General features: G+C 42.5%; 16 protein-coding genes. 5 read left to right on the plus strand and 11 right to left on the minus strand.

From position 1 onward, the window contains the following. Positions 1 to 204: 204 nt before the first annotated feature. Together NSTC745_RS15640 and NSTC745_RS15645 are read right to left on the minus strand one after the other, a co-directional pair. Positions 205 to 1,497, minus strand: coding sequence for a recombinase family protein (locus tag NSTC745_RS15640; protein ID WP_445637948.1), 1,293 nt, complete (start codon positions 1,495 to 1,497; stop codon positions 205 to 207). A 104-nt stretch (positions 1,498 to 1,601) separates the two neighbouring features. Further along, positions 1,602 to 1,862, minus strand: coding sequence for a hypothetical protein (locus NSTC745_RS15645; protein WP_096534244.1), 261 nt, complete (start codon positions 1,860 to 1,862; stop codon positions 1,602 to 1,604). A 248-nt stretch (positions 1,863 to 2,110) separates the two neighbouring features. Between NSTC745_RS15645 and NSTC745_RS15650 the strand changes: the two genes are divergently transcribed. Further along, the gene (locus tag NSTC745_RS15650; protein ID WP_445637949.1) at positions 2,111 to 4,165 is read left to right on the plus strand and encodes a tetratricopeptide repeat protein; all 2,055 of its coding nucleotides are present in this window, start codon (positions 2,111 to 2,113) and stop codon (positions 4,163 to 4,165) included. Between the two features lie 74 nt (positions 4,166 to 4,239). Here the strand turns inward: NSTC745_RS15650 and NSTC745_RS15655 are convergent, their stop codons facing one another. The 3 genes from NSTC745_RS15655 to NSTC745_RS15665 form a co-directional block, all read right to left on the minus strand. After that, entirely contained in the window at positions 4,240 to 4,968 is a 729-nt protein-coding gene (locus NSTC745_RS15655) for a hypothetical protein (RefSeq protein ID WP_445637950.1), read from the minus strand. A 273-nt stretch (positions 4,969 to 5,241) separates the two neighbouring features. After that, entirely contained in the window at positions 5,242 to 6,831 is a 1,590-nt protein-coding gene (locus NSTC745_RS15660) for a DUF1565 domain-containing protein (RefSeq protein WP_445638618.1), read from the minus strand. A gap of 497 nt (positions 6,832 to 7,328) precedes the next feature. After that, positions 7,329 to 7,454 (minus strand): hypothetical protein, encoded by a 126-nt coding sequence (locus NSTC745_RS15665; protein ID WP_445637951.1) that lies wholly within the window; start codon positions 7,452 to 7,454, stop codon positions 7,329 to 7,331. Here NSTC745_RS15665 and NSTC745_RS15670 point away from each other — a divergent pair. Continuing rightward, positions 7,453 to 7,590, plus strand: a complete 138-nt coding sequence (locus tag NSTC745_RS15670; protein WP_445637952.1) for a hypothetical protein — start codon at positions 7,453 to 7,455, stop codon at positions 7,588 to 7,590. The two genes, NSTC745_RS15665 and NSTC745_RS15670, sit on opposite strands and share 2 nt — an antisense overlap. Before the next feature lie 139 nt (positions 7,591 to 7,729). Continuing rightward, complete coding sequence (locus NSTC745_RS15675) at positions 7,730 to 8,062, plus strand: hypothetical protein (protein WP_445637953.1); 333 nt, start codon at positions 7,730 to 7,732, stop codon at positions 8,060 to 8,062. 32 nt (positions 8,063 to 8,094) lie between these two features. Here the strand turns inward: NSTC745_RS15675 and mnmA are convergent, their stop codons facing one another. Further along, a complete protein-coding gene (gene mnmA / locus NSTC745_RS15680) occupies positions 8,095 to 9,150 on the minus strand; it encodes a tRNA 2-thiouridine(34) synthase MnmA (protein ID WP_445637954.1) in 1,056 nt (351 codons plus the stop codon). Positions 9,151 to 9,481: 331 nt separating this feature from the next. On the opposite strand from mnmA, the gene NSTC745_RS15685 reads away from it, so the two are divergent. Further along, complete coding sequence (locus NSTC745_RS15685; protein WP_445637955.1) at positions 9,482 to 10,339, plus strand: hypothetical protein; 858 nt, start codon at positions 9,482 to 9,484, stop codon at positions 10,337 to 10,339. A 274-nt stretch (positions 10,340 to 10,613) separates the two neighbouring features. Here the strand turns inward: NSTC745_RS15685 and NSTC745_RS15690 are convergent, their stop codons facing one another. Beyond that, on the minus strand, positions 10,614 to 10,799 hold the full coding sequence (locus NSTC745_RS15690) for a hypothetical protein (RefSeq protein WP_445637956.1): 186 nt from the start codon (positions 10,797 to 10,799) through the stop codon (positions 10,614 to 10,616). Between the two features lie 196 nt (positions 10,800 to 10,995). Here NSTC745_RS15690 and NSTC745_RS15695 point away from each other — a divergent pair, with 196 nt between their 5' ends. Continuing rightward, positions 10,996 to 14,526: a WD40 domain-containing protein gene (locus NSTC745_RS15695; protein WP_445637957.1), complete on the plus strand. Its 3,531-nt coding sequence runs from the start codon at positions 10,996 to 10,998 to the stop codon at positions 14,524 to 14,526. Between the two features lie 20 nt (positions 14,527 to 14,546). Here NSTC745_RS15695 and hemL read toward each other — a convergent pair whose 3' ends face one another. The 4 genes from hemL to devC form a co-directional block, all read right to left on the minus strand. Further along, a complete protein-coding gene (gene hemL, locus NSTC745_RS15700; protein ID WP_445637958.1) occupies positions 14,547 to 15,845 on the minus strand; it encodes a glutamate-1-semialdehyde 2,1-aminomutase in 1,299 nt (432 codons plus the stop codon). Positions 15,846 to 16,005: 160 nt separating this feature from the next. After that, positions 16,006 to 16,578: an SOUL family heme-binding protein gene (locus NSTC745_RS15705; protein ID WP_445637959.1), complete on the minus strand. Its 573-nt coding sequence runs from the start codon at positions 16,576 to 16,578 to the stop codon at positions 16,006 to 16,008. Between the two features lie 35 nt (positions 16,579 to 16,613). Next, positions 16,614 to 17,360 carry a DevA family ABC transporter ATP-binding protein gene (locus NSTC745_RS15710; protein ID WP_445637960.1) on the minus strand — a complete coding sequence of 249 codons (747 nt, stop codon included), beginning with the start codon at positions 17,358 to 17,360 and terminating at the stop codon, positions 16,614 to 16,616. A gap of 106 nt (positions 17,361 to 17,466) precedes the next feature. Then, positions 17,467 to 18,657 carry an ABC transporter permease DevC gene (devC, locus tag NSTC745_RS15715; RefSeq protein WP_445637961.1) on the minus strand — a complete coding sequence of 397 codons (1,191 nt, stop codon included), beginning with the start codon at positions 18,655 to 18,657 and terminating at the stop codon, positions 17,467 to 17,469. Positions 18,658 to 18,753: the final 96 nt, after the last annotated feature.

Genomic DNA, 18,753 nt, shown 5'->3' on the forward strand with positions numbered 1-18,753 from the left:
ATTGTCTAATATTTTCTCCAGCTTTTTTGTTACTACTAGTATGATAATATTACATAGTATAATTCTGAATTAAGAGTTGTGCGATCGCCGAGAGTAATACACCAAAACCTTTGGTTGGTGCGTTATCTATGTCTCAAAGAGAAAAACAATGTAAAGACGTAGCAGTGCTACGTCTCTACAAGGGTTCTCCTGAATTCTGAATTATTAAAAAATAAAAATAACTTGCAAGTGCCATTTTTGCTCTTGGCGAACAATTTCAATTTCTTTAATGAATTCCCGAAAGTAAAATCGTCGTTCTGTTTCGGATAAATCTAACCAGAATTGCGGAATTGAAACAGCAACAGCAACAGAACGCAAATTAACGGGGGGGAGAATTGCCAACTTGGCTTCGAGTGCAGAAATTTCTGTGAGGAGTTTATAAGCCCTTAATTTTGCTGTTTCGGTATCTAAAATTCCAGTTTCAATTAAAGTAGGTAACTGAGTAAGTATTTCTTGCTGACGAGCGATCGCTTCACCTAAACTATTTTTAACTGCATCCAACTGGGGAAAATTCATTCCCGCTACAGCTAAGGGTAAATCGCGACAAACTATTTCAATTGTCTGTTCTAAAACCTCTTGATAAGGAATACCTGCACACTTAGGGCGTCGGGGACAGCTAAGACAACGTAAATACAGATACTCTTGGTCTTGGTTGCGTTGGGTGACACGGGTAACCGTCAGATGCGATTGACACTCGCCACAGACGACCAATCCAGCTAAAGAACGTGGCGCACTAGCAGTGCGGGGTGGTAAACGACTGTTACGGCGTAAAAGTCGGTCAACTTGGGCAGCTTCTTCCTTAGAAATGATGGGAATATGGGTGTAGGAGATAATTTCACCATTTTGGTAAGCTGTATTGCCACGATAAACTGGATTAGTTAACCAACGGCGTCCAGTGGTAACAGAGATTTTCTTGCCGTATTTCTTCGCCAAATAACGGACAGAACCTCGCAAAGAACCGTAGAGTAAAAAATGGTCAAAAAAATCCTTCACCACTGGTGAAGTACTGCGGTCAATGGTATATTTTCCCTTACCTCTGCGGTAGCCGTAGGGAACTTTACCGGGTGGCGGTGCAGCATCGAGACGATTGCGGGCGTGTCCTTGGCGGATGCGACGACTGCGTTGTTCGCGTTGGATTGCGTGTAGCAAATTCAGCAAGTCAGCGCCAAGAGGCGAATTCTTTGAGGTGTAGGGTTGTTCAATAGCAATTACCGCTACTCCCATCGCTTCGAGTTCATTGAGGCGATCGCTTACTTCTTCTAGATTATCTCCCAATTCTTCCAAGCGACGAATCAGCAGATAATCTGCGCCTTCAGTTTGGCAATCTGTGAGTAATTGTTGTAGTTGCATTCGCTTGCCCAAATCTTGATAGACTCGATCTACTTCCCATCCCCAACTGCTTTCATCGGGGGAAGATTCTAGTAGAGGATCGGTGTAAGAATAGGCAATGATTTTCATTGGGTATGGGGCGTTAGGTCTATTGTATGTCGGGGTGCGTTAGCCTCCGGTGGAACACACCCTACATTTACTGCATAATTGAAAATCCCAAATCCAAAATCGGATTACGCATGAAGGTTGGCTTGTTCTTGCAACCAAGGATCTACTGGTTGTCCATCTTTGCGGCGTAATTCAATTTCCACTACCATTACTTGTTTTGAACCAGGAGGCGCAGGTTTTTGATGGAAAATAATATCATAATCTAGTGGATTATGTTGGCGTTCTTTCAACCAGTCTTGCACTTTAGTTGTGGCAAATAATGATTGTCCCTGCTCAAACATTCGGGTAATCTGCATTTGCAGTGTATAAGGATTAATGCGACCCATTTGTTACCGCCTTTGTTAATTGAATAAGAATTGAGAATTCAGAATCAAGAGTGTGAAGGCCTCAATTTTAAGTAGAGATTGTAAAAAATTAGATATCCCATAAGAGGTAGTTACTGAGATATCAGGTGCGACAGATGAACTCAATGCCTATCCTTTAGTATATTTCACCAGATTACTACTTAATTTTGTTATAGATTGGAGAGAGGCACGCCGCTTCAAGAACTGACCAAAAGATTGAGATGGTTGTTATGAAGAGTAAAAATCAAGCTATTTTCGCTTTATTTCTAAAAAGCGCTATTATCTTTTCACCTTTACTACTATCTGCTAGTATTGCCAGCGGACAATCTGCGCCATTATCCAAACCAGTAAGAACTACTGCTGCGGTGTTATCAAGTCAGGAACGCGAAGAATTAACGCGACTACGAGCTGAAAAGCAAGTTCAATCTGATTTGAAGAGTGCTTTTAGCCGTACAACTATTTTAATCAATATTTGGCTAGTTATATTAAGTTTATTTCCGTTGGCTATCATTGCTTTACTTTGGCTATTGCGACGAGCCATTATCCGTGAAATTGTTGAGCGAGCAATGCAACAATTAGATGGAGTAGAAAAATTACAAAGTCAGCTAACTAATGTTAAACAAGATGCGGAAAATCTGATTCAAGAAGCTAAAAAAATAAATTACGATTTAGAACATGAAACTGCTGCTATTCAAGAAAAAATTAAAAATCAATCAGAAAATTTATCTCTTGTAACATCTGACATAAGTTTAGTTAAAAACCAAATATTAAATCGGTTAGAATCGGAAATTCAAAAGTCTCAAGAAAATATAGCATCTTTAGAATCAAAATTTGCTTCGGCGTTATCTAACTTAGAATTGGAAGCTCAACAACAAAGAGATTTAGCACTGGAAAATCTCGGAAAATTAGCATCTAGTTTGTCTGAAGAACTGTCTACTTTAAATTTGGGTATACAACAACAGCAAGAATTAGCAGTTACCGATCTAGAATTATCAAAATCTGAGTTCGCATCTCAACTGTCTGAATGGCAATCTGATACTCAACAGCAAAGGGATATAATTCTTGAAAGTTTAACTAAATTGCAGTCAGAATTTGTTTCGCAGTTATCAAATTTAGAAATAGATGTTCAACAGCAAAAAAATGTCGCGTTTGAGAAATTAGATAGTGAATTGAAATCTCAAATATCAGAATTACAGACAGATGCTCAAGAGCAAAAAAATAAACTTATTGAAAATTTAACATCACTGCAATTAGAGTTTAGCGATCGCTTGTCTCAATTAGAAGTAGACGCTCAAAAATCTAAAGAGTTAATTATTGAGAATTTAGAAAAATCTGGTTATGAATTTAGTTCGCAATTCTCAGAATTGCAATTCAATGCCCAACAACAAAAAATTCTCATTTTAGAAAAGTTAGAAAAATTAGAAACAGAGTTTGTATCTCAGTTATCTGACTTACAATTGGATGCCCAACAAAGAAAAGATCTCATTCTGCAAGAATTAATTGAGATGACATCTGCATCCATTCCCAAAGAAGTTGAAAAAACAAAAGAAGAACAGCCGCAGTCACTGGAATTCACAGTAGAAGAATATGTAAAACAGGCAGATGCGCTGTTTTCTGAAAAACGTTATCAAGATGCGATCGCCATTTACAACCAAGCAGTTAAAACCCAATCTGACGACCCTGTTATTTGGTTAAAACGCGGCTTAACTCTCGGAAGATTAAAACGCTACAAAGATGCCATCGCCTCTTACGATCGCGCTATTCAAATTGAACCAGAGTATCACCAAGCTTGGTGCGATCGCGGCGTTGCTTTTGGTTATCTACAACAGCATCAGCTAGCCTTTGATTCATTTGATAAAGCTACACAAATCAAGCCTGACGATGCAGTTGCCTGGTTAAATCGCAGTCTTTCGCTAATAGCATTAGAACAATATGAGGAAGCAATCCCATCTTTAGAAAAAGCCCTAGAATTACAACCAAATTCTCCCAAAATTTTGGATAAATATGGCTATACCCTAGTCAGGCTGGGACGCGATGATGAAGCGATCGCCAGTTTTAATAAAGCATTAGAAATTAAACCAGATTATGCCAGTGCCTATTACAACAAAGCAACCTGTTACGCACTCCAAAGACAAATAGAACTATCTTTAGTAACTCTGCAACAAGCGATTGAACTTAATCCCAGATACAAAGAAGAAGCAGCAAGCGACCTAGATTTTGATGATATCGCCGAAGATCCGCGCTTTCAACAATTAATTGGAATATCTGACAAAATTCAGAATTAATTTGTCTAATTTATGGAAGCAGTGCTGGGTGTTGAGTGTTGGGTGCTGACTGAAGAGTTATTCCCCCCTGCCCCCTACTCCCTACTCCCTGCCTCCTGTTCCCCAGACATCGCTTTGAGTTTCGACGTAAAAGACTCAGAGCGATCGCTTTTTTCTGGTGTAAATTGCCCTATTGGGGGACGAATAGCCGCAGGTGATAGCAGTTTTGGCGGTTCATGAGAGACTGATGATACATCTGATGAAGTTTGCCTTTGGCTAACAGCAGGCGGTAGCCTAAGCAAAGAAGCTGAGTCACTTGCAGTGGTAGACTTGAGGGCGCTTTTATCCTCCCTGGCTTGGTGCTTGTCTTCTTCGGCTAGAGATGTCTTTTGTTCGCGGCCGTTCAGTTGTAGAGTTGTAGTATTACTTTTTTGATAACCATTGCTAAGTTTCCCAGGCGGTAATTTAGGCTTCGTTACTTTCTCAAAAACTGGATTTTTCTTGACTGGCGGTAAGGCTGGCGCAGCCAATGAAGTTAGGCTTTGGGGAAACTTGCTACAAACCATACGCTCAAATTCCATGTTGAAATGATATGTAGCCTGTTCCCGACGCTGCCAAAATACTAAAATTTGCTGCACAGAAACCGCTTTATAACGACCTTGATATAGTGCTTCAATCACTGCCAGGTGTAGCCAATTCAGTGGGTATTGCGTTTGCCAACGTTCAACTAGCTCATTGGCAGTATACCCACTGAGATCAAAACTATAGTGAATTAATAACGCGATCGCCAAATTGGCAGAGGTATCTGGAAGTGTTGTTAACATGAGGCTGTTAGCTTTTGGCAATAGGCCTAAGATTTTTCACCCATCGCATATAGCGTATCGTGCTTTTAACTACATGGTTTTTTACCAGAGTTCTCAAGTCGATAGGCAGTGTTTCCCATTCTACTTGTCAACTGGTCAAATGCAAGAGTCTATAGAGTGATTTAACAGTTATCTTTATTACTTAGCAGTCCTCTTCGTTGACAGTTGTATGCCCCTACCATGCATTGTATCCATCAAAACCTGATAAATCCTCGATTAATTGATTTTGAATTCTCAATTCTCAACTGTGAATTCTTCTTTAATCGCAGGCGTTCGCCCAATGGCGACTAATGCCTGATAAACCATGGCCGCAACTTCGCCGCATGTTGCTGGACGTAAAGGTGCAAGCAGTTTTGGGTCTGGATAGTTGACAATTATTCTTTTATGTGTTGCAGTAGCAACAGCTTTTTCGGCATAGTCAGGAATAGTATGGCGATCGCTATACACTTCTAAAACATTGTTATCAGCCTGTGGTAGTCCCAGTCCGTTAACTAAAGAGACAATCACTTGTAGCCGTTTGACATTTTGATGGGGGTGGAAAGTGCGATCGGTAAATCCACCAACAAAGCCACCCCTAGCCGCAATTTGGATAGCATTATACGCCCAAAAATCTTTGGATACATCTACAAAATCCGCTGCTGGGCGTTTAGCAGTAGGCTTAAAAGCAACCGCCACCAAAGCCGCATATTCAGCGCGAGTCATCAGTTTATCTGGCTGGTACGTATCATCAGGCAAACCGTGAATTAAATCCATACTCCGCAATGCCTGAATGAATGGTTCTGCCCAATGGCGATCTGGTTGAACAGACGCGCTTAAAGAGGACGCGGAGAGTGGGAGAGGCTCTGAAGCAAAGACAGAGGAAGACACAATGATTGTTTGTAATACATTCCCCGCATTCTCTCTGCCTGCGTCTTTGTGTCCCTGTGTCTTTGCGTCCTCTTTAAGAGCAATTAATTCCACCAATCCTTTGACTAAAGCAGGATTCAACTGATTACCTACACAAACAAGCTTTTGTGTAGTGACATTGTGTAAATCAAATTCAGTATTATCACAAAAAATATTGTCACCTGGATCTTCGTTACTACCTAAATCAGGGGTTGCATTACCATTGACAAATAGACCACCTTGAGTGTTTTTAGCAATGAGATTTTGACGCAGCACAGGACGGGCATTGCGAGAGAGTGCGATCGCTGTGCGATTTTCTGATAATTTGTTATTGGCGATCGTTGGAGCCGCAAAATCGCTAACTACTATCCCCAAAGGGTTTCTTTGAAATATATTTTCCAATACTTCGCCCTGGCTATGACCTGCCATCACTAAGCCACTGGCAGTATTTTGCACAAATACATTATCTAAAATGGTTGGTTTAGCAGCCCCAGTGGCAAACACGCCTTCACGTCCACAGTTACTTAAAGTATTGTTGGCTAAAGTAGGCGCACCCGATTCAATCCAGATACCAGTACCTTTTGCTGAGGTATTCGTGACAGTTACACCTAAAATACTGGCATTTTCCAACAACAGCAGCGCGATATTTTGCATTCCGAAACTGGGGCTTTGATACTGACCGCTTCCAGAAATTACAATCCCCGCTCCTTTATTAGCTTCATTACCTACCACCTTCACTCCCCCACGGATAACTAGAGGAAATGCCTCGCCACTAGCTACGCTATAAATGGCAGATGCTAAATGAATGATTGTAGGGATTTTAGTTACTTTTAAAGCACGAGTGAGGCTTTTAAACGGACTTAACTTGGAACCGATATTAGTATCATTCCCTGTCATAGGGTTGACATAGAGTGTGAGAAGAAGGGTAGAGTTCACCATTGATGATTGAGGGTCAGTTGTTTGAATTATGACAATCATAAATAACACTACTTCTATCAAACTTTGGGGAGCTAGTATCCCTATGTGTACAAAATGTATCTGCTTTGCCCTTTGTCCAAGCAGATAAGCGTACACAAAAGTTATAGACTCTCATGCAACATTCCAAGTTCTCATTTGGGCGTTCCGGCAGAGGGCAGGAGGCAGGAGGCAAGCCTCTTAACCAATTATGTTTATGCGTCAATACAGTTCAGATAAGACCAAAACACTTGTAGAGACGGCGATTTATGAGCCAGCGCGTTGCGGAGCGAGTATGGTCTTGGGGGTTTCCCCCATGAACAACTCGCGTTGGGGTTCCCCCCGTTGTAGCGACTGGCGTCGCGTCTCATAAACCCACAATTTTGTAGAATTAGCCTTTAACCCAGGCGTATTGGTTTATCCGTTGCCTCGCAATTGAGTTGCGAGGTATAGCAATAGCCAAGGTGGTTAGAAAATTAAGGTTAAGACATGACGCCAGTCGCTACAACCGGGAGCCATTGCGCCCTTGCGGCTTTGCCGACTTGTACCGCTAAAGCGGAACCCGTAGGGTAGCAAGCGGCGTGGGAACCCCAACACGAGTTGTTCATGGGGAACCCCCAAGACCACACTCGCTCCGCAACGGGCTGGCTCATGAATCGCGTCTCTACAAGTAATCTATTTGTCGGATTATTTTTTGCAATTTTTATCAATATAATTACAGCGATCGCCATTCCAAAACTATAAATTTATCGACTGCCAATATTACTAGAAACCCAATTAATTTCCATAATTAATATTTGCAAAACTCCAATTATCCTCACTACAAGTGAAAGTCAATTTCAAATACAATAAAACTATGATTCTTCAGGCGTAAGCAATCAAAATGACCGAAGACAAAAATCGTATCAATCGCATAGAAGACCAACTTATTGATATGCGTCTAGCAGTCAGCGCGCTTTTGGAAACTGTGACGCAGCATCAACGTAATTTTGAGACTATACAGCGTAATTTTGAGACTATGCAGCGTAACTTTGATACTGTTTATACAGAAATTAGAGACATCCGTATCGATATGCGAGAAATGAGAGCCGATATGCAAGAAATGAGAACTGATATGTTGCAAATGCAATCAGAAGTTCGCGGATTACAAACAGAGAATCGCCGCATTCTGGATATTTTACAGAATCGCAACTCTGAAGATGATTCTTTGGTGTAAGAATAAAGACGTTGCATTGCAACGTCTCTACATTAGCTAAACTGTTCGATAATTCCGCCACCTAAGACTTTTTCTCCGTCATACCACACCGCAGCTTGTCCGGGTGTGATGCTGAATTGGGGTTCGTCAAACACCAAACGCACGCGGGAGTTTTCCAGAGGAATCACCGTCACTGGTGTAGGTGTGGAACGATAGCGAATTTGCACTTCGGCATGAATTGGAGTTGATGGTTCGGCAATAGAAACCCAATTTACTCGCCCTACAGTACATTCTGGCTCAGTTACTTTAGTGCGATCGCCAACAACAACTCGATTATTCACCGCATCTAATTCAACCACATACAGCGGCTCGGCAGCAGCAATTCCCAAACCTTTGCGCTGTCCAATTGTATAGTGATGAACGCCATCATGCTGTCCCAAAACTTTGCCTGTGGTATCCACAATATCGCCTGGTTTTGGCGCTAAATATTTATCCAGAAATGCCCGCATAGAACCGTTACTTTCTACTAAGCACAAGTCTTGACTTTCGGGCTTATCAGCAGTTTGTAAACCGTATTCAGCAGCGATACGACGCGTATCAGTTTTTTCCAATTCGCCCAAAGGAAATATACTCGCCTCTAGCAAATCTTGAGACAAATCGTAGAGAAAATAAGACTGGTCTTTGTTACGGTCAACAGCCCTTATTAATTGGTAACGTCCAGTAGCTTCGTCATAATTAATTCGGGCATAATGACCAGTAGCAATGCGATCGCACCCCAACTTTTCGCGGGCATACTGCACCATTGGCCCAAACTTCACCGTTTTATTGCACTGAGAACAAGGCAAAGGCGTGATCCCAGCACTGTAACCAGTCACCAAATAATCAACAATATTTGTTTGGAAGACATCCCGAATATCCACAACTTCGTGGGGAATGCCTAATTGTTCACAGATAACAGCCGCGTCGATCGTGCCTTCAGAGCAACATTGACCTTTGCCTTTCATTAGCCAAAGAGTCAAACCAATTACTTCATAGCCCTGATTTTGCAGGATAGCAGCGGCGGTGGAACTGTCAACACCACCCGAAAGACCAACGACGACTTTTCTCATACAAACCCAACACGGTAGTTGCGTGGTTGTCCAATTGTAGCACAGACTCTTCAAAGCCTTACCAGTAAAGCGCTTTGGTTAACTGTTGACTGTTGATTGTTGACGGTTAACTGTCAACTGTCAACGTGAAATTCCATCTCTTTTGAGGGTGGATGAGCTTAACAGCAACCAAATAGATAGTTGTCACTCACTTACTTATCTAAGATTAGTAACAGATGTATTGTTTAGAACCTAAATGAGGTAATTTAACACTAACGCTATCTAATTGCTACAACAGCAAACTAATTATTTCCTGAAGGAAATTGCCATTTAGATTACTTTCTAACTAATTATGTCTAGTGCAATACCAAGTCAATTTATTCGATCGCAAATCTTCTCCTTGTTAATGGGAGGATGTTTAGTGCTGATCCCTAACTCTACTCCAGCACAAGCACAAATTTCTAATAGCAACCTGCTACTGGCTCAAGAATTTGAACCTTTACCGCCAGTTCCCTTTGGTCAACAATCCCCACAGTTACCACCGGCGGAACCAGCGCAGGATTTTCAACCCTCGCAACCAGAGCAGGATTTTCAGCCCTCGCAACCAGCAGAAAATTATCAACCTGAATCGAATTTTCAGCGTTCTCAACCAACACAGTTTAGTCAATATAACCAAAACTTTGAACGCTACTTAGTTTTTGTGGATGCAAGCGATTTCCAGACCCTAGAACAAATACGTCGCCTAGAACCGAGTGCTTACATTCGACAATATCAAGGACGTAATGTCATTCAATCAGGAGTTTTTAGCAGAGTATCTAATGCTCAACAACGGGTGAATGAGTTACAGTCGCGAGGCATTTATGGCGCACGAATAATCAGCTTTGCAAACGGACAAGAAACCGGCTATTTTGATGGAGGTAATAGAGGTAGCGATCGCCGTTCTGCAAATATCCCAAAACAAGTCTCTAGATATTTTGTCGCCATTCCCACCACTTCACAAGAATTACCTGCGATCGCCGCTCAAATTAGACAGACTTTAGCCCAATTCAGCCAAAATTTAGGACGATCTGGTGGAGTCCTCGAAAGAACTCAACCACGAGGCCCACACGTAGCAGTAGGGCCTTTCGCTGACCGAGTACAAGCAGAAGAATGGAACAAGTATCTCCGAAGCATCGGATATAAGAATGCTAGGGTTTATTACGGCAAGTAAGCTTCCCCACGGCTAGAAGCCGGGGGCTTTCAGGCAGTTTTGCGGTTAGCTCCCACTCTGGCACAAGCTCTTATAAAGGGGGGAAACAAGAAAAATCCGGTTCCCTCACGCCACTTGCTTGGCTGTCGGCACCGTAAGGGCGCAGTGGCTACCCTTTCTAAGGGGAGGGTTAGGGAGGGCTAAAAAATATTTGATACATCAATCGTGACTTTTCAAACATCCTCTGAGTAGTGTTTCCAGAACTTATTTCTATTAAATAATTAAAGCGATCGCCTTACATTGAGCAGTAGAATGCGAGATCTAAAAATAGCGCCTCACAAGTTTTTGCAACACAACCTGTATGAGTGTTGTTATGCCGCTCAATGGACTTGCGACAGGGTTGGATTGTAGTCTGTGAGCCATGTTCGCTACCACCATAGAACGCCCTCACATCACCTTCGGTCAAGGGGCATTGAGCCATAGCCGATCGACTAAGCCAGGGTTAGAATCTTAATTGCAGAAAACGTTTTGGTCTGCGTTGCAATTTGATTGCTGGGCTTTTCAACTATCAACTTTTACTGTTTTCTTGATTCTTGCAAGAGGTCTAATATATTTATGGGTGAAAAAGTACTTAAGTTCTGTGCTAAATATATTTTTGTTTGTAGAGGAATTTGGGTATGCCAAGACGTAAACGCGGAATTATACTCACTTCTGTTGGTTTACAGAAATTTGAGGAAGCAAGGCACAAGCTTGAGTTTCGAGATAATTTTGGCAAGAGATTCACTCTTGAAGAGTTAAGCCACCGCACTAACTTAGATCCTCTAACAATTAGAAAAGTTTTGAACCGTAGGAAGGGAGTTGACAAGCGAACACTTGAGGCTCTCTTTCTTGGTTTTGATAGCTTTTTATCCGAAGGCTACTATTCAAACTCAGATCCCAATGGCCGTCAAGATTGGGGGGAAGCTGTTTCTGTTTTAGCATTTTACGGACGTACAGAAGAACTCAGTACCCTGGATGAATGGCTGCTGAAGGATTCGTGTCGGTTAGTTACCATTCTTGGAATGGGTGGAGTCGGAAAAACTTCTCTGTCGATTAAATTGGCAGAACTAATGCAAGACAAATTTGATTGTATTGTCTGGCGATCGCTGTATGACGCTCCACCTATTGATACATTCTTGGCTAGCATCATTCAGTTTCTGTGTGACGAACAAGAAACTGAGGCACAATTGCCAGAAAGCGTCAGCGAAAAGATTTCCCTGTTGCTTAACTGCTTTAAGGAGATGCGCTGCTTAGTCGTGTTCGATAATGTAGATGCTGTGTTACGCGATGGGAATAGAGCAGGACAATATAGGGTTGGATATGAGCAGTATGGGGAACTCCTCGAACGAGTAGGCGAAGCAAACCACCGCAGTTGCTTACTACTGACAACGCGAGAAAAACCGAAAGAGGTCGCCTCTCTAGAAGGAGAAGCCTTGCCAGTGCGAACTTTGCGATTGGGTGGACTTAAAGAAGGAGAGGGAGAGGAAATTCTTAAGAGTAAAAGGCTTAAGGGTTCAGAAACTCAATTCAGCGCACTGGTTACACGCTATGGAGGCAATGCCTTAGCCTTAAAAATTGTCGCAACTACAATTCAAGATTTATTTGATGGTTATATTTGTGAGTTTTTAAAAGAGGAAACCACCGTATTTGGCGATCTCCGCGATTTATTAGAGCAGCAATTTGAGCGTTTATCTGATGGGGGAAAGCATGTAATGTACTGGCTAGCGATTAATCGGGAGCCAGTTACCCTCTCCAAATTACGAGAAGATTTAGTATCGCCTTTTCCCCAACTCAATTTAGTTGAAACGCTGGAATCTTTGGGAAGGCGATCGCTTATTGAACGACATACAACTTGCTTCACCCTACAGCCAGTCGTCATGGAGTACGTAACAAGTCGCTTGGTCGAACAAGTTTCTGAGGAGATTGCTAACCAGGAGTTCTCGCTTTTTAAAAGCCATGCTCTGATCAAAGCTACTGCCAAAGACTATGTAAGAGAGACTCAAATTCGTCTGATTCTCTACCCCGTAATTAACAGGTTAATTCCAGTTTTTGAAGGCAAAAAAAACTTGGAATATCAACTGACTCAAATCTTACTCAAGCAGCAAGAGAAGTCACCTTTGGAGCCGGGATATGTAGCAGGGAATATTTTTAACTTACTCAATCAGCTAGGAACTAATTTAACAGGCTATGATTTTTCTGGTCTAACTATTTGGCAGGCTGACCTCCGAGATGTAAATTTGCAAAATACAAATTTTGCTTACGCCAATCTAGCCAAGTGTACGTTTACTGAAACTTTTGGTGCTATTCATGCGGTAGCTTTTAGTCCTGATGGAGAACTTCTGGCGCTAGGTGACAGTAATGGAGAAATTCATCTTTACCAAGTCAGCGATGTGCAACCAGTCTTCATCTGCACGCGACACAAGAGTTGGATAACATCACTGGCGTTCAGCCCTGATGGTAAGATTCTCGCTAGCGGCAGCACAGATTACACAATAAAGCTATGGGATGTTAGTACTGGTCAGTGCCTTCGCACCTTAGAAGGGCATACAAATGAGGTTTGGTCGGTTGCATTTAGCCAAGATAATTGCACATTAGCAAGTGGCAGCGATGACTGCACCGTGAAGCTATGGAATAGTAGCACTGGAGAATGCTGGAAAACACTTGAGGGACATTTGAGTTGGGTACTCTCTGTTGTCTTTAGGGGAGATGCTCAACTGTTGAGCGGTAGTGACGATCGCACCGTTAAATTGTGGGATATCAATACTGGAGAGTGCATTCAAACGTTTCAAAAGCATCATAATAGTGGAATCCGGTCAATTACCCCCAGTCCAGATGGTCAGATACTAGCAACTGGCAGCGAGGATCAAACTATTAAGCTATGGAAGACTCAAACGGGTGAATGTCTCAAAACACTTGTGGGGCATTCTAATCGAGTTTTTTCTGTGGACTTCAGCCCGCAAGGCGATTTTTTGGCTAGTGGCGGGCACGATCATACGGTGAAGTTATGGAATGTCAATACGGGTGAATGCTTCAAAACGCTGCAAGGACATTTCAGCTGGGTCTTTTCAGTTGCCTTTAGTCCCCAAGGTAAGCTTTTGGCTAGTGGCGGCCACGATCAAACTGTGAAGCTATGGAGTGTCGAGACAGGTGAATGCCTCAAGACCCTACAAGGATATACCAATCAAATACTCTGTGTTAGTTTTAGTCCTGTTAGTGCCAGTTTACCAAGCATTGGTCAAATTTTTGCTAGTAGCAGCCGCGATCGCACTGTGAGATTATGGGATGTTGCAACTGGCGAATGCCTCCAAGTGTTAAAAGGACATTCCAACTCGGTTCATTCAGTTATCTTTAATCATCAAGGAAATATCCTAGTCAGCAGTAGTGTAGATAAAACAGTAAAGCTATGGGATGTTTCTTCAGGTCAAACCTTAAAAACCTTACAGGGACATCGCGCCGCAGTTTTATCGATTGCCTTTAGTCCAGACAGCCAAACCATCGCAAGTGGCAGTGAAGACTGTACTATAAAACTATGGGACATGCGTTCTGGTCGAGCTTTAAAAACCTTACAGGGACATAACGCTGCGGTTTGGTCAGTTGCTTTCATCTCTCAAGGCGAGATATTGGCGAGTGGCTCTTGGGATCAAACAATCAAATTGTGGGATATTCAGACGGGTGAGTGCCTCAGAACATTGGCAGGACACACGAGTTGGATTTGGGCAATTGCGATCGCTCCCGGTGGTAATATTCTGGCAAGTGCCAGTCCAGATCGAACAATCAGGTTGTGGAATCCAGACACGGGCGAGTGCCTCAAAGTTTTACAAGCAGACACAAACTGGTTGCAATCCATCGCCTTTAGCCCTGATGGCAGAATACTGGCTAGCACGAGTCACGATCTGACAATCAAGTTGTGGGATGTCTCTACAGGTGAGTGTCTGAAAGTTTTGCACGGACATACAGGCTTGGTTTGGTCGGTTGCTTTTAGTCCAGACAACCAAACCTTAGTTAGTGGCGGTGACGATGAAGCGATTAAACTTTGGGATATCGCAGCAGGCAAATGCTTAAAAACCATGAGAGCAAGTAAGCCCTATGAACAAATGAATATTTTCGGAGTTAAAGGTTTAACTGAGGCGACAACTGCCACGTTGACCTCTTTAGGAGCAGTTATCTAAATTCCAATCATTAGCCTAGCTCACTGAGACATAACTATTCGGACTGCTTCAAGGGTGCGATCGATGTCTGCTTCGGTATGAGCTAAAGAAGTAAATCCAGCTTCAAATTGAGATGGAGCTAAATAAATTCCATGTTCCAACATACCGCGATGGAAGCTAGCAAATTTACTTAAGTCAGACTTTTTGGCATCTTCATAATTGCGAACTGGGCTTTCGTTAAAGAAGAAACCAAACATGCCGTTAATGTGACCGCCGCAGGCCGCGTGACCTGTTTGTTTAGCAATTTCGAGTATCCCATTTGTGAGTCGCTTTGTAAGGCGATCGAGATACTCGTAAGTTCCAGGTCGTTGCAACAACTCTAGCGTCTTAATTCCTGCCGTCATTGCCAGTGGATTGCCCGAAAGCGTTCCGGCTTGATACACGTTTCCGGCTGGAGCAACCATCGACATAATTTCTTGGCGACCGCCATAAGCGCCTACGGGTAGACCGCCACCGATGACCTTACCTAAGGTAGTCAAGTCAGGAATAACACCAAATTTTTCCTGCGCTCCACCGTAAGCGATGCGAAATCCCGTCATCACTTCATCAAATACCAGCAGCGCTCCATACTCTTGCGTCAGTTTTCGCAAACCTTCAAGAAAACCCGCAGCAGGTGGAATAAAACCTGCATTTCCAACCACAGGTTCAACAATGACACCAGCAATTTCATCGGGATTTTGCTCGAATAATACTCTTACTGCTTCTAAATCGTTGAAAGGAGCAGTCAGCGTGTTGCTAGTCACGGATTTCGGTACGCCAGGAGAATCGGGCAAGCCAAGGGTGGCAATGCCAGAGCCAGCCTTCACAAGAAACATATCGGCGTGTCCGTGGTAGCAGCCTTCAAACTTGATTACTTTCTCCCGCCCCGTAAAAGCTCGCATTAGACGAAGCACAGCCATACAAGCTTCTGTGCCGGAGTTGACAAAACGCACCATTTCGATACTGGGAACAGCATCGATTACCATCTGTGCCAGTACATTTTCTAGATAACAGGGCGCACCAAAGCTAGTTCCTTTTTCCAAGGCATCGTGGAGAGCAGCAATAACTTCAGGATGAGCGTGACCGCAGATTGCAGGCCCCCAACTGCCGACATAATCGATATATTGATTGCCATCCACATCCCAGATGTAAGCATCCTTGACGCGATCGAACACAATCGGCTGTACGCCAACAGATTTGAAAGCCCGCACGGGAGAACTGACTCCTCCTGGCATTAATTTTTGGGCAGCAGCAAAGATTTCTTGCGATTGGGTGGTTATGAAGCGAGTCGTTGCAATCATAATTTTTTCTCCTGAGATTTTGGCTTGGGTTCTAGAGTTAAAAGTTAATAGGACTTACGCGCAGTTTGTTTTTCTTCCACTCGATTACCTTTTTGTAGATAATGCGATCGCAAAGAGCGAGAATCTAGTTATTAAAAGTGACAATCAAAACGTGCAGATATTATTTCAATTCGAGCATGACTTCATTGCGTCTGAATGCGGGCAAGATGAAGGGAGAGTCATAAAAAGCATAAATCGGTTTACCTTTTGTCTCGATACCTTGCCGAGCCAGAAAAGCAGATAATTTGGCTTCCTTTTCTTTCAATTGTTCATCCCCAGCCGAGCCGGAGAAACGAATTGCCGCAACTTTGTTGCTGGGAACTTCTTTGATAGTAATGCGAGAATCTTTTGGTTTCGGCAGCGTTGCCAGGGTGTATTCTGAGGGCATTACGAACTGTACCGCCCAAGTGCTTGTAGCAATATTTTCTCCCGCTTGTTGTTGAATGACGGGCGCAGTCATAGCGATTTTTTCACTTGGCTGAGATTGCGTGACGGGCGCAGTCATGGCAATTTTTGTTACAGACGTGTTTTCCCCAAATATGTAAGCGGCAAGAATAGAAAATGCAGCTTTGTTTGCTCGATCTCTTTGGGCTTCAATGAGTGTTTCGGCAACAATTTTTGGCTCGTATTGCCGGATTTCAATATCATCATAGGATTGCAATACGCAATATTTTGGTTCTTCGGTTTGACTCATCAGACTTCCACAAATAATTAAAATTAATGCGTTTCTTACTTTCCCACTTCTTGTACTAACCGTCCATCTTCCATGTGGATAATGCGATCGGCAATATCGAGAATTCGATTATCGTGAGTGACTAGTAAAATGGTGCAACCCTGCTCTTTAGCTAAACGCTGCATGATATCTACAACATCGCGACCTGATTTTTTATCAAGAGCAGCAGTGGGTTCGTCGGCAAGAACAATTTTAGGATGACTGACTAGGGCACGAGCGATCGCAACTCGCTGCTTTTGCCCTCCAGAGAGACTGTCTGGATAATAATCGATGCGATCGCCCAAACCAACACTTTTGAGAGTATCCGTCGCCAGCCGATCTATATCTTGCTTTAGGTATTCATCGTGCAGTTCTAAAGATATTCGGACATTCTGCTTTGCTGTTAAGAAAGTCAACAAATTGTGTGCCTGAAAAATATAACCAATCTGCCGCCGCACTTCCATCAATTGCCGCTTACTAGCCCCACACATTTCCTGTCCCAAAACTTTCAAGTTGCCTTCTTTAGCGGCTCTCAATCCACCTATTAGTGTTAGTAAGGTGGTTTTCCCAGAACCAGATGGGCCAGTCATAATCACGATTTCTCCAGAATAAATGTCGAGATTAATATCAAACAAGACTTGCTTGCAGAGTTGTCCCCGACCAAAGTAGTAATCGAGATGGCAAACTGAAATAACTGCTTGTTGGGAAGTATTTTTAACTTTGAGTTTTGAACTTTGAGTTACGAGACTAATTTCTTGCAGCATGAGAATTCAACTGTAAATTTGGGTTTCGTTCTAGAAAACTATGAGTTTTGAAATAGGATATTTTGCTAAACTTCAACTCAAAAATCATCACTCGATCGCTCAAAACTTAGAAGATATCAGCCGGATCGGCTGCTCGTAATTTTTGTATGGCAAGCGTTCCCGCTCCAATACACATAACGAATGTCAACACTAGCACAGTTACCGCACGAGCTAGTTTCATTGCAGTCGGTAAAAACGTCACGGATTGAAAAAAAATGTAAAATCCACTTGAGAGCAAAAAGCCGGGAATAAAACCCAAAATTGCTAAAATAAAAGCTTCTTGAGCGATAACTTTAATTAGATATATATCGCTGTAACCCATTGCTTTTAAAGTTGCATATTCGGGCAAATGATCTGAAACATCAGTATAAAGAATTTGATAAACAATGACTGCTCCAACTAAAAAACCGATTGCGACACCAAGGTTAAAAGTCGGACCAATAGAGGAGCCTATAGACCAATATGCACTTTCACGAGCAGTGAATTCAGCGATGTTTAGTACTAGTAAATCATCCGGTAGCTTGGCTCGTAAATCAGCCTGAATCTGCTCAATGGAGGCATTTGATTCTACGTCAATAATACCAAGATCGATGTCGTTTGCTTGGCGTTGGGGAAAGAGTCGTAAAAAGGTAGAATCACTAACGATCAAATTGCCGTCAGCAGAAAAAGAAGAACCGAGCTTAAATAATCCGACTATTTGAATTTGATAATCGTTAGTTTGGACGATAAGCGGATTCTGTTTTTTCAGCAAACTAGGAACGTCTCCAAGCTGAGGAACCAATCCAGCTCTATCAAATAATGCTCGATTCAATAACTTCAGTTTATTCAATTGTCCATTGACTTCTGGTAAGTCAAATGCTGGCTGATTTGGATTGATTCCATAGACGAAAAGTTTGCGGCTAGCTAGATTTTCAGGATTTCGCCACGATGCTTGACTCACATATAGCGTCGCCAGGGATTTTACACCGTTAACACCTGCTATTTTATAGAGTTTATTTCTGGAAAAACTTTTGATAGATTGCAAGTTATCAGACAGTTTATTGACTAAAAATAAATCTCCTTTAAGCGTGGTATAGGGAGTAACTTGCGAATCAAATAGTGCATCCCTAACTCCCAGTTGAAAAAACATTAAAAAATCGGCAAAGGCGATTCCTGCTATAGCAACTAACAATCGAGTCTTTTGACGGCTCATTTGCCGCCAAGCAAGTGGGGTTTTACGAAATAATTTACCGAATATAGTCAAGTTGCTTCGCTCCAATTCAAAATTATAAATTCAAAATTTAAGCAACATATCTTTGGGTGAAGTGAAGACGCGATGAATCGCGTCTCTACAAAATGGTTTGCTTGCCGCATT

This window comes from Nostoc sp. DSM 114161, from assembly GCF_052692665.1.

Excerpts from the sequence above, each read along its gene's own strand:
- NSTC745_RS15640 (WP_445637948.1), bottom strand. The coding sequence starts at position 1,497 with ATGAAAATCATTGCCTATTCTTACACCGATCCTCTACTAGAATCTTCC.
- NSTC745_RS15645 (WP_096534244.1), bottom strand. The coding sequence starts at position 1,862 with ATGGGTCGCATTAATCCTTATACACTGCAAATGCAGATTACCCGAATG.
- NSTC745_RS15650 (WP_445637949.1), top strand. The coding sequence starts at position 2,111 with ATGAAGAGTAAAAATCAAGCTATTTTCGCTTTATTTCTAAAAAGCGCT.
- NSTC745_RS15655 (WP_445637950.1), bottom strand. The coding sequence starts at position 4,968 with ATGTTAACAACACTTCCAGATACCTCTGCCAATTTGGCGATCGCGTTA.
- NSTC745_RS15660 (WP_445638618.1), bottom strand. The coding sequence starts at position 6,831 with ATGGTGAACTCTACCCTTCTTCTCACACTCTATGTCAACCCTATGACA.
- NSTC745_RS15670 (WP_445637952.1), top strand. The coding sequence starts at position 7,453 with ATGGGGAACCCCCAAGACCACACTCGCTCCGCAACGGGCTGGCTCATG.
- NSTC745_RS15665 (WP_445637951.1), bottom strand. The coding sequence starts at position 7,454 with ATGAACAACTCGTGTTGGGGTTCCCACGCCGCTTGCTACCCTACGGGT.
- NSTC745_RS15675 (WP_445637953.1), top strand. The coding sequence starts at position 7,730 with ATGACCGAAGACAAAAATCGTATCAATCGCATAGAAGACCAACTTATT.
- mnmA (WP_445637954.1), bottom strand. The coding sequence starts at position 9,150 with ATGAGAAAAGTCGTCGTTGGTCTTTCGGGTGGTGTTGACAGTTCCACC.
- NSTC745_RS15685 (WP_445637955.1), top strand. The coding sequence starts at position 9,482 with ATGTCTAGTGCAATACCAAGTCAATTTATTCGATCGCAAATCTTCTCC.
- NSTC745_RS15690 (WP_445637956.1), bottom strand. The coding sequence starts at position 10,799 with ATGGCTCAATGCCCCTTGACCGAAGGTGATGTGAGGGCGTTCTATGGT.
- NSTC745_RS15695 (WP_445637957.1), top strand. The coding sequence starts at position 10,996 with ATGCCAAGACGTAAACGCGGAATTATACTCACTTCTGTTGGTTTACAG.
- hemL (WP_445637958.1), bottom strand. The coding sequence starts at position 15,845 with ATGATTGCAACGACTCGCTTCATAACCACCCAATCGCAAGAAATCTTT.
- NSTC745_RS15705 (WP_445637959.1), bottom strand. The coding sequence starts at position 16,578 with ATGAGTCAAACCGAAGAACCAAAATATTGCGTATTGCAATCCTATGAT.
- NSTC745_RS15710 (WP_445637960.1), bottom strand. The coding sequence starts at position 17,360 with ATGCTGCAAGAAATTAGTCTCGTAACTCAAAGTTCAAAACTCAAAGTT.